Below are 10,500 nucleotides of genomic sequence, written 5' to 3'. Positions count from 1 at the left end.
CATCGCAGCCAGCAAAAACGGCTGCGCGATGAGCTTATGATACTGCAGTCGGTAGCCCGCGGTCGCGAAGCCCGAACTCTCCGACGAACGGATGTAGGTCGGCAGTTGCCAAAACGACACAGTTTCGGGGGTGGAGAAGCTGTTTCGGACCTGCGCCGGCGTCAAAGTCGTGGGCAGAATGAACGAGGGTTCGTCGACCGGCGGGGCATCGAGCGAGAATCGGCGCACAGATTTGAACACCCATTGGCCTTCTTCGAGGGTCGCCTCGCGCGCCTCGATTCGGTCCTTGAACCGCTGCTGCTTGTCGAAACGGAAGAGCGTCAATCCGGTCAGCCGGACGCCCTGCTGCTCGCTGCGGGCGGCATTGATGATAACGGACCCGTCCGGGTTGACCTGGTTGAGCCAAAAGCCCGACGCGTCCTGCACCCCGCCGCCCGGGGCCGATCCGAACAACTCGGCTTCCATCCGCTTGGAAAGCTCGCGCAGGTTGGCTGACATGGGATTGTACAGCGTCGTCGCCATCAGTCCGAGCATGATCGCGCTGGCCAGTGCCGGGGCGATGAACTGCCACGCCGAAACGCCGGCGGCGCGCGCCACCACCAGCTCCAGCCGCCGCGACAGGGCGAGATAGCAGGTCATGGCGCCGATCAACACGCAGAACGGCATCATCTTCTCGAGCAGCTGCGGGACCCGGAACAGCGAGGTCTCGGCGACCATCAGCGCCGAGGCGGAGGCCAGCCCCGAGGTCCTGCGCACCATCTCGATGTAATCGACCAGCACCAGCAGCAGGAAGATGCTCGCGAACACGCCCACCGCCGAGACCAGGAAGCGGCCGGCGAAGTAGCGTCCGAGCGTGTTGGTGACCATGCTCATGCGGCGGCGGGCCTTCTGAACAGCCGCGCGATCCGCGCATTGGACTGGTTGATCGCCTCCATCAGCCGCGCCGGCGGTTCGACCACCACGCCGCCGACGATGATCCAGATGCTGAGGCCGAGAGTGCCGAACAGCATCAGGTACTGGATCAGCGCCGCGACCGGCGTCTTCACCGTCATGACCGAGCAGGCGAAGCCCGCCATGCGCACGCCGAACACGGCGAGAATGGCGCTGCCGAACGAAAAGTTGCGGCTCTGGCGCGTCGTCCGCGGTGCGCCCAGGAACGCGAAGGTGAGGGCTGCGAAGGCGAACGGATAGATCGGGGCCAGGAAGCGGTCGTGCAGTTCCTGCCGGAATTGTCCGGGGATCTGCTTGTAGATCGGGTCATCCTCGGCCGGGGCCATCAGCTCCCACAAATAGCGCTCGCGGATTCCGAGCGTCACGTCGCGGCCCTGATTCGAGAACTTGGACATGTCGAACGCATAGCGGGCGAACGCGACCATCGCCGGCTCGCGCTTGCCGATCTCGAACCGCTCGAGATTGCCGTCCTCCAGCACCAGGAACGAGCCGTCGGCGTTCTTCACCACGGTGCCCTTCTCGGCGACGATCGTGATTCGCTCCTTGGGATCGCGGCGGTCGTCGATCAGGATGCTCTTGAGCTCGCCGCCGGGCTGCCGTTCGCCGATTCGGATCGTGAGGTTCTGGTCGAGTTGGGCGAACCGGCCGGGCTGCAGGATGTTGGTGAGCACGTCGGCGGTGATCTCGGCATCCCACTGCTTGATGCGGCGCAGGCCGTCGGGCGCGACATACGACGCGAGGATGGTCACCAGCAGGGCGACCACGCAGGTGGCATAGGCGAACGGCACGAACAGCCGGATCGGCGACATGCCGGCGGCGTTCATGACGATGATCTCGGAGTCCGTCGCGAGCTTGTTCAGCGTGTGCGACACCGCGATCATCAGCGCGATCGGCGCGATGACGCCGAGCAGGGAGGGAATCACCAGGCCGGTGATGCCGAGGAAGGTCAGGATGGTCTGGCCCTGGCTGGTCATCAGGTCGATGCCGCGCAACGCCTGGGTAATCCAGATCACCCCTGTGAGGCTGACCAGCACCAACGCAAACGACGCGAGCGTCGTGCGGAAGATGTACCTGTCGATGGACCCCATCGTGCGCGCTCGATCCCACATCAGCAGTCCCGGAACGAGCGCTGCAGCCACCCTTGAAACGGGTCGTCAGCCGGGCTTGAGCCGTCGCGTTCCAAGAGCAGTGAATATCTTTACCATCCCTTTGATCCGTCGACAAAATGGCTGTGACGTGGCGCCACGAAAATGTGGTCGAAATTTCATCGTTGTGGCCGCCCCGCCACGGGGAGGCTTGGCAGCCCGCGTCAAGGCAGGCCATACTGTCGCCAAGTTGGGTTCTGAACTGCCGCCGTCCCCGTCTGCGCGCTCGGCTCTTGGCCCGGTCGCGGCGGCTCTCACGTCGAAATTCTGGAGGATTGCCTGATGTCCGACACCGTCAAGGTCGGCTTCGTCCCGCTGTCGGCCGCTCCGCGCGGTATCGTGGTGGCCTTTTGCGACGACGCGCTCCGGCTGGGTGCCGCGACCGACAAGGCGCTCGGAGGCGCCTCGGACCTGATCAAGCGGGCGGCCGCCGCGGCGCGGTTCAAGGGCAAGGACGGCGCGGTGCTCGACCTGCTGGCGCCCGAGGGAATCAAGATTCAGCGCTTGATCGTGATCGGAACGGGCAAGGGCGGCGACCATAAGGAAAAGGATTTCCTTAAATATGGCGGGACCTTAACCGGGAAACTCAACACCGGGACTGAAGCCGTCACCGTGCTCGCCGAGCTGCCCTCCGGGCCGATGACGCCTGACCAGGTCAGCTCCCTGGCGTCGGGCATCCGGCTGCGCGCCTATCGATTCGACCGCTACAAGACGAAGAAGAAGGACGAGGACGGCGGCGTCAGCGCGACCGTCTCGATCGCCGTGTCCGATGTCGCCGCGGCGAAGAAGGCGTTCGCGCCGCGGGCCCACGTGACCGACGGGGTGATTCTGGCGCGTGATCTCGTCAACGAGCCGCCGAACGTGCTCTACCCTGAAGAATTCGCCAAACGCGCGGCCGCGCTGCGCAAGCTCGGTGTGACCGTCGAAATCCTCGACGTGCCGGCGATGAAGAAGCTCGGCATGGGTGCGCTGCTCGGCGTCGGCCAGGGCTCGGCGCGGCCGAGCCGCACCGTCATCATGCGCTACAATGGCGGCAAGAAGGGCGACCAGCCGGTCGCCTTCATCGGCAAGGGCGTGTGCTTCGACACCGGCGGCATCTCGATCAAGCCGGCCGGCTCGATGGAGGACATGAAGGGCGACATGGGCGGGGCGGCCTGCGTCGTCGGCCTGATGCATGCGCTGGCGGCGCGCAAGGCGAAGGCGAACGTGATCGGCGCGATCGGCCTGGTCGAGAACATGCCGGACGGCAATGCGCAGCGTCCAGGCGACATCGTCACCTCGATGTCGGGCCAGACCATCGAGATCATCAACACCGACGCGGAAGGGCGGCTCGTGCTCGCCGACGTGCTCTGGTACGTCGCGACGAAATACAAGCCGACATTCATGATCGATCTGGCGACCCTGACCGGCGCGATCATGGTCGCGCTCGGCACCGAGCATGCCGGGCTGTTCGCCAACAATGACGATCTGGCCGACAAGCTCATCAAGGCCGGGCAGGAGACCGGCGAGAAGGTCTGGCGCATGCCGCTCGGCTCCGAATACGACAAGCTGATCGATTCGCAGTTCGCCGACATGAAGAACACCGGCGGCCGCCACGGCGGCTCGATCACGGCAGCGCAATTCCTGCAGCGCTTCGTCAACGATACGCCATGGGCGCATCTCGATATCGCCGGCACGGCGATGGGCGCGCCGAAGTCGGAGATCAACCAGAGCTGGGGATCAGGCTATGGCGTCCGCCTGCTCGATCGTCTGGTCTGGGATTCCTACGAGGCGAAAGCGTAGAGGACGCCGGCGCGCATGACCGAGGTCCTGTTCTACCACCTGCAGAACATGACGCTGGAAGGCGTGCTGCCGCCGCTGCTCGAGAAATCGCTCGAGCGCGGCTGGCGGGTGGTGGTGCAGTCGACCTCCGAGGAACGCGCAGATGCGCTCGATGCGCATCTGTGGACCTATCGTGACGATTCGTTTCTGCCGCACGCGACGTGGCGCGTCACCGATGTGGCCGAGCAGCCGATTGTGCTGGCGATCGAGGACAGCAATCCCAACGGCGCCAATGTCAGGTTCCTGGTCGACAACGCGCCGCTGCCGTCCGATGCGCACAGTTATGAACGCATGGTGCTGGTGTTCAACGGCGATGATCCCGACGCGCTTGCTGCAGCGCGATCGGCGTGGACCGATTGCAAAACCCGTGGATTCGAGGTCACCTATTGGCAGGCCGACGAGCGCGGGCGCTGGCAACGTCGGCAATGATGGCGTAAGCCCTGGCGACGCGCCAGGGAGCGATGATGGCAGCGCCCGGCGATTAATGATAAACCGCCGATTTGCCGGCGACAGCGTTGGCAAAGTCACGAACGTGCCGCAAAGTGATGGTGGGACAACACCTTAGAGTGTCCACAGGTTGCAATTCAGCAAGGTTCATCGTGCGAGACCATAACAAACAACTGACGCGCGTTCTGCCGTTCCTTTTGCTTGCAACGGTCGTGTCCGGATGCTCGAGCACGCCCGATTTCCTGTCCAAGGATGCCGAATGGTTCAACCGGCCGCAGCGTCTGTTCATCAGGAACATCTCGATCGACGCACCGCCGCTCTCGCCTGACAAGCCGGTCAGCCCGGAAGATTTCGTCAGCGCCGACGGCGGCTGTCCCGGCATGGCGCCCGCCGCCGGCGCCGCTGGAGCGAACGCGCTGGCCAGCGATGCGGCTGCGACACCGCCGGCGGCGACGGGCACGGTGGCGCTCGGTCACACCGAGTGTGACGTGGTGCGTGGCATCGGCGCGCCCGACAGCGTCAATATCGGCAACGAGGGCGGCGAACGCGTGGCGACGGTGACCTGGCTGCGGGGTCCGCGCGCCGGTGTCTACACGTTCACGGCCGGCCGCCTGAGCGCGGTGGAGCGGGCGCCTGATGCCGGTCCGGCTCCGAAGATCGCCAAGCCCGGCAAGGCCAAGAAGCGGGCCACCTGATCCCGCTTTCGCGGTCGACTGACGAATGTGTGTTCGTCAGCTGATCGCCTCGTCATACAGCGTGCTGGCTTCCAGCCACTGCTCCTCGGCCCGCGCCAGCGCATCGGCCGCATTCGCACGTGCTTTCGACAACTGCGCGGCCTGCTTCGGATCGCGGGTGAAGATGTCCGGCAGCGACAGTGCGCTGTCGATCTTGGCGATGATGTCGGTGATGCGGGCGATCTCGGCTTCGGCCGCCGTGATCTTCTGCTTCAGCGCGCCGCGTCGGTTGTCGCCGCGCGGCCGCTCCGTCCTCTCGCTCGCCGGCGCGCGTTCCGTCTCGCGCGCCGCTGCGCCGCTGCGCGAGGACAGGATCATGCGCCTGTAGTCGTCGAGATCCCCGTCATAGGTCTTCACGCCGCGGTCGGCGACGACCCACAGCCGGTCGGCGCAGGCCTCGATGAGATAGCGATCGTGCGAGACCATGATGACCGCGCCGGGAAACTCGTTGATCGCTTCGGCGAGCGCGGCGCGGCTGTCGATGTCGAGATGGTTGGTCGGCTCGTCCAGGATGATCATGTTGGGGCCGAAGAACGTCGCAAGGCCGAGCAGCAGCCGCGCCTTCTCGCCGCCGGAGAGACTCCTCACCAGCGTGTCCGCCGCCTTGCCGGAGAACCCGATCGCGCCGGCGCGCGCGCGCACCTTCGATTCCGGCGCATCGCCCATCAGCTTGCGGACGTGTGAATAGGGCGAGCCGTCCTCGTCGAGCTCATCGAGCTGATGCTGGGCGAAATAGGCGATCGACAGCTTGTCGGCGCGCGTGACCTTGCCGGAGAACGGCGCGAGCCGGCCCGCGAGCAGCTTGACCAGCGTCGACTTGCCGTTGCCGTTGGCGCCGAGCAGCGCGACGCGATCGTCATTGTCGATGCGCAAGGTGACGCGGTTGAGCACGGGCTGCGCCGGATCATAGCCGACCGCAGCATTGTCGACCGCGATGATCGGCGGCGACAGCAGCTTCTCGGGTGCGGGAAAGCTGATCTCGTGCACGTCCTGGGTGACGAGCGCGGTGATCGGCTTCATCCGCTCCAGCATCTTGACGCGGGATTGCGCCTGGCGCGCCTTCGACGCCTTGGCCTTGAAGCGCTCGACGAAGGCCTGCAGCCGCGCGCGCTCGGCCTCCTGGCGCTTCACCGCCTTGGCGTCGAGCATCTCGCGGGTGGCGCGCTGCTCCTCGAATGACGAGTAGCTGCCGCGGTACAGCGTGAGCTTGCCGCGGTCGAGGTGCAGGATCTGGTCGACCGACGTCTCCAGCAGATCGCGGTCGTGGCTGATCACGATCACGGTGCGCGGATAATGCGCCAGGTGATCCTCCAGCCACAGCGTGCCTTCGAGGTCGAGATAGTTGGTCGGCTCGTCCAGCAGCAGCAGGTCGGGCGCGGCAAACAAGGTGGCGGCAAGCGCCACGCGCATGCGCCAGCCGCCGGAGAATTCCGAGCAGGCGCGGGCCTGGTCGGCCGCGGAGAAGCCCAGGCCGCTGAGGATGGCGGCGGCGCGGGCCGGGGCCGAATGCGCGTCGATGTCGACGAGCCGGGTCTGGATCTCGGCGATGCGGTGGGGATCCTCCGCCGTCTCCGCCTCGCGCAGCAGCGCATCGCGCTCGAGGTCCGCCCGGAGCACCACCTCGATCAGGCTTTCGGGCCCGCTCGGCGCCTCCTGCGCGAGGCTGCCCACCCGCCAGCGCGGCGGCAGGCTGATGCTGCCGGTCTCCAGCGACAGTTCGCCGCGGATGGCCTTGAACAGGGTCGACTTGCCGGTGCCGTTGCGGCCGACCAGGCCGACCCGCGCGCCCGGCGGGATCTGCACCGAGCTCTGGTCGATCAGAAGCCGTCCGGCAAGGCGGATGGAGATATCGGTGATGGAAAGCATGCGCGCCTTGTCACCGCGCGCGCGGCCAAACGCAACCGCTTTGTCGGGGTCTCAGCCGTCGGCGGCTTCAATCGAACCGGGCACCGCCGTCGTCTTGCTTGCGCAGCTCGTTCATCAACTGGGCGAGGGGGCCCGGCAATTGCGAGCCGTCCGGCGGCAGGCTGCGCTGCAGCCGTTCGCCCACGGCCTCACAGATCGATCGGCTGGTCTTGCGATCGAGCGCCTCGCTGAAGTCGGCGGTGCGGCCAGTCATGACGAAGTTCCACGGGCAGTTGCAATACGATGCCGTGACAAGTCCTGGGCGGCCGAATTGTTTCCGGCGATGCGCCGGAATGCGTCGGATTTAGTTGAAAATGCATGAAAAAAAGCCCCGGCGTGGGGGAGACGCCGGGGCAATGCGAGTTCGGATCGGCGGGGGGCGGATGCCGTTCCTAGGCTCGTAACGGGGAGGTCTCAGTAGCAGCGGTTGATCCAGCGCCAGCGCGGTCCCCACGGGGTCGGAACGATGCGGCGGACATAGCAGCCGCCATAGCCGTAGCTGTAGACCGGGCCGCCCACGAACACCCGCGGGCCGTAGAACGGACGGTGCCAGCCATAGCCCCAGCCATGGTGCCAGCCGCCGCCGTACCAGCCGCCGTGCCAATGGGCCGAAGCGGCGGTGGGGGCGAGGGCGGCGGCGCCCAGAGACACGGCAGCAGCCACAGTGAGGAGGAGTTTGCGCAACATGGTCGTCTCCTGGATGACAGCGCTGGTGCGCTGAAATTGTCCGACGGATGAGGCTGGGAGAAGGCGGCCACCGGGATGCTGCTGGCCTATCTTCGCTCGATGCCGCTCACCCTAGCGCGGCGGAGCTGAACGAGGGTCGCACAGTCCCTTCAGACTATGTTCAGAATCGTGAAATTGTCGTAAGGCGTCACCGCTCCGGCAGGGCCCCGATCGCTTGCCGTCGACCGATCGCGTCGATATAAGCCCGCAAACTCACCCAAATCCCGCACATCCAAGGACGATATCATGGCGATTGAGCGCACCTTTTCGATCATCAAGCCCGACGCGACCGAGCGTAACCTGACCGGCGCGATCAACGCGCTGATCGAGAAGGCCGGCCTGCGGATCGTGGCCCAGAAGCGCATCCGCATGACCCGCGACCAGGCCGAGACGTTCTATGCCGTGCACAAGGCGCGGCCGTTCTTCGGCGAGCTGGTCGACTTCATGATCTCCGGTCCGGTGGTCGTTCAGGTGCTCGAGGGCGAAGGCGCCATCCTGAAGTACCGCGACGTCATGGGCGCCACCGATCCGTCCAAGGCCGCCGAGGGCACCATCCGCAAGGCGCATGCGAAGTCGATCGGCGAGAACTCCGTGCATGGCTCGGACGCGCCGGAAACGGCCGCGATCGAGATCGCGCAGTTCTTCTCCGGCAACGAGATCGTCGGCTGAGCGGCGATCGCTGCGGCGGAGCCTCGCTCCGCCGCACCCCCGTTGAACGCATCTGAAAGGTCCGGCCGTGAACTGGCTGTCGCAGCTCGCTGATCCCGCCACTTACGGCCATCTCCTCGCTCAATTCGAAGCCGACCTGCAGAGCCCCGGCTTCTGGCTCGCGCTCGGCAAGATCATCTGGATCAACGTGCTGTTGTCGGGCGACAATGCGCTGGTGATCGCGCTCGCCTGCCGCGGCCTGCATGGCAAGCATCGCTTCTGGGGCATGGTGGCGGGCTCCGGCATCGCGGTCGCGCTGCGGATCGCCTTTACCGGCATCGTCGCCACGCTGATGGCGCTGCCCTATCTGAAGCTGATCGGCGGCCTCGCGCTGCTGGTGATCGCCGCCAAGCTGCTGGTGCCCGAGGACGAGAACGACGACATCGCGGCCGGCACGACATTGTGGCACGCGGTGCGCATCGTCGCGCTCGCCGACCTCGTGATGAGCCTCGACAACGTGATCGCGGTCGCCGCCGCCGCCAACGGTCAGGCCTCGCTGCTGATCATCGGCCTCGCCATGAGCATCCCGCTGATCATCGCCGGCGCCGCGCTCATCATGCTCGTGCTCGACCGTTTCCCGATCCTGGTCTGGCTCGGCGCCATGCTGCTCGGCTGGGTCGCCGGCGAGGTGATCGCGACGGATCCCGCCATCGAGCCGCTGCTGCATCATCTCCTGGACGGCACCGTCGCCATCAATGTCGAGGCGGTGTCCGGCCTGTTCGGCAGCAAGTCCAATCTCACCAGCCATATCGACGTCATGGAAACGCTGATGTCGCTGCTGGGAGCTGCGGTCGTGCTCGTCGCCGGCTCGATCTGGCGTGGCCGCGCGCTGCGGCACCAGGCCAAGGATGAGCTCGAGGCGGTGCCGGCCCGCGGCGTGAATTTGCCGTAGGTCAGGACAGTGCGGGCAAAGCCCGCGCATCTCGCGTCAGGTCTCCGCGTCGAGCCGCTCCAGGAACTCCCCGATGGTATGGACCGCTCCGGTCTCTGCCGGCTGATAGCCGGGCAGGGCGGCGATGGCGCGATGAAACTCCTCGCCCGTCATCACCGCGAGCACGCGCCGCATCGCATCGGTGTCGAGAAACGACTGGTGGCAGGCGAAGAAGTAGTCCTCGGTGAGGATACGGATGAAATCGAGCCCGAACTGGCGCGCCGCGGCCTCGACGCCGAAGCAGACATCCGCCATGCCGCTCGCGACATAGGCGGCCACCGCGGCGTGCGTGAACTCGATCTGCTGGGCGCCGTTGATGCGGGCTTCGTCGATGCCATGGGATGCGAGCAGTTGATCGAACAGCAGCCTGGTTCCGGAATCATGATCGCGATTGACCAGGCGAACCTCGCCACCGGCGAGATCCGCCAATGAACGGATCGATTTGGGGTTGCCGGGCTTGACCATCAGCCCCATCTCGCGCGTCACGAAGCTGATGACGCGGTCGTGCCTGGGATCGAGCCAGTCGCGACAGGCCTGGATGCTCTGCGCCCGCAGCTCGCCGCGCGGCAGATGCAGGCCGGACAGGTCGCAGGCGCCTTGCGCGAGGGAGGCCAGCGAATGCTGGCTGCTGACATAGCGCAGGTCGATGCCGACGCCAGGCTCGCGCTCGAGCAGTTCGCGCAGCTTCGCGACGGCGAAGCCGTGGCTGGCGTGCACGCGGATCACGGCCGGAGACGGCTGCAGGAACGGCTTGATCTCGGTCACCAGCTCCTGCGCGAGATTGTCGAGCTGCGGCCCGAGCCGGGCCTGCATGCGTTCGCCGGCCCAGACAAGCTTGTCGCCGAACGGCGTGAGCTTGGATCCCTTGCCGCGGCGGGTCTCGACCAGCGGCACGCCGAAAAAGGCGGACCATTGCTCGATCAGATTCCAGACGTGTCGATAGGAGAGGTGCGCGTCGCTCGCGGCGCTGGTGATCTTGCCGATCCGCTTGATCTCGCTGAGCACGCTCAGCATCACGACGATGCTCTGCGGACCGTCGTCCTTGTGGAAGCGCCAGACGGGTTCGATCGCGATCCGCAGCATCGGGGCCTGCTCATGAAGTCGGCTTCATATGACCAGCCGCCATCGGCAA

Annotated in this window: 11 protein-coding genes; 5 read left to right on the top strand and 6 right to left on the bottom strand. The window is 66.1% G+C overall.

The genetic code is table 11. The features are described from left to right. Nucleotides 1-873: LPS export ABC transporter permease LptG (lptG, locus tag BRAS3809_RS23290; RefSeq protein ID WP_035657850.1), on the bottom strand; the 873-nt coding region annotated here is incomplete at its 3' end. Next, nucleotides 870-2,039 (bottom strand): LPS export ABC transporter permease LptF, encoded by a 1,170-nt coding sequence (lptF, locus tag BRAS3809_RS23285; RefSeq protein ID WP_008964495.1) that lies wholly within the window; start codon nt 2,037-2,039, stop codon nt 870-872. The genes lptF and lptG, both read right to left, overlap by 4 nt. A 339-nt stretch (nt 2,040-2,378) precedes the next feature. Between lptF and BRAS3809_RS23280 the strand changes: the two genes are divergently transcribed. The 3 genes from BRAS3809_RS23280 to BRAS3809_RS23270 all read left to right on the top strand — a co-directional run bounded on the left by BRAS3809_RS23280 (nt 2,379) and on the right by BRAS3809_RS23270 (nt 5,059). After that, nucleotides 2,379-3,878, top strand: coding sequence for a leucyl aminopeptidase (locus BRAS3809_RS23280; RefSeq protein WP_008964494.1), 1,500 nt, complete (start codon nt 2,379-2,381; stop codon nt 3,876-3,878). Between the two features lie 15 nt (nt 3,879-3,893). Next, nucleotides 3,894-4,346 carry a DNA polymerase III subunit chi gene (locus BRAS3809_RS23275; RefSeq protein WP_008964493.1) on the top strand — a complete coding sequence of 151 codons (453 nt, stop codon included), beginning with the start codon at nt 3,894-3,896 and terminating at the stop codon, nt 4,344-4,346. 215 nt (nt 4,347-4,561) lie between these two features. Continuing rightward, nucleotides 4,562-5,059: a hypothetical protein gene (locus BRAS3809_RS23270; RefSeq protein WP_008964492.1), complete on the top strand. Its 498-nt coding sequence runs from the start codon at nt 4,562-4,564 to the stop codon at nt 5,057-5,059. A 36-nt stretch (nt 5,060-5,095) separates the two neighbouring features. Here the strand turns inward: BRAS3809_RS23270 and BRAS3809_RS23265 are convergent, their stop codons facing one another. From BRAS3809_RS23265 to BRAS3809_RS23255, 3 genes are all read right to left on the bottom strand, one after another. Next, entirely contained in the window at nt 5,096-6,964 is a 1,869-nt protein-coding gene (locus BRAS3809_RS23265; RefSeq protein WP_008964491.1) for an ABC-F family ATP-binding cassette domain-containing protein, read from the bottom strand. A 67-nt stretch (nt 6,965-7,031) separates the two neighbouring features. Further along, entirely contained in the window at nt 7,032-7,217 is a 186-nt protein-coding gene (locus BRAS3809_RS23260) for a hypothetical protein (RefSeq protein ID WP_008964490.1), read from the bottom strand. A 200-nt stretch (nt 7,218-7,417) separates the two neighbouring features. Beyond that, the gene (locus BRAS3809_RS23255; protein ID WP_008964489.1) at nt 7,418-7,690 is read right to left on the bottom strand and encodes a hypothetical protein; all 273 of its coding nucleotides are present in this window, start codon (nt 7,688-7,690) and stop codon (nt 7,418-7,420) included. A gap of 285 nt (nt 7,691-7,975) precedes the next feature. Here BRAS3809_RS23255 and ndk point away from each other — a divergent pair, with 285 nt between their 5' ends. Together ndk and BRAS3809_RS23245 are read left to right on the top strand one after the other, a co-directional pair. Beyond that, complete coding sequence (gene ndk, locus BRAS3809_RS23250) at nt 7,976-8,398, top strand: nucleoside-diphosphate kinase (RefSeq protein WP_008964488.1); 423 nt, start codon at nt 7,976-7,978, stop codon at nt 8,396-8,398. Nucleotides 8,399-8,465: 67 nt separating this feature from the next. Then, nucleotides 8,466-9,329, top strand: coding sequence for a TerC family protein (locus BRAS3809_RS23245; protein ID WP_008964487.1), 864 nt, complete (start codon nt 8,466-8,468; stop codon nt 9,327-9,329). 36 nt (nt 9,330-9,365) lie between these two features. Here BRAS3809_RS23245 and BRAS3809_RS23240 read toward each other — a convergent pair whose 3' ends face one another. After that, nucleotides 9,366-10,451 carry a substrate-binding domain-containing protein gene (locus tag BRAS3809_RS23240; RefSeq protein ID WP_008964486.1) on the bottom strand — a complete coding sequence of 362 codons (1,086 nt, stop codon included), beginning with the start codon at nt 10,449-10,451 and terminating at the stop codon, nt 9,366-9,368. Nucleotides 10,452-10,500: the final 49 nt, after the last annotated feature.

Origin of the sequence: Bradyrhizobium sp. STM 3809 (assembly GCF_000239795.1) — a bacterium.
Classification (GTDB): Bacteria; Pseudomonadota; Alphaproteobacteria; order Rhizobiales; family Xanthobacteraceae; genus Bradyrhizobium.
Note: the sequence above shows the minus strand (reverse complement) of the source record. Positions and strands in the feature narration are given on the sequence as shown.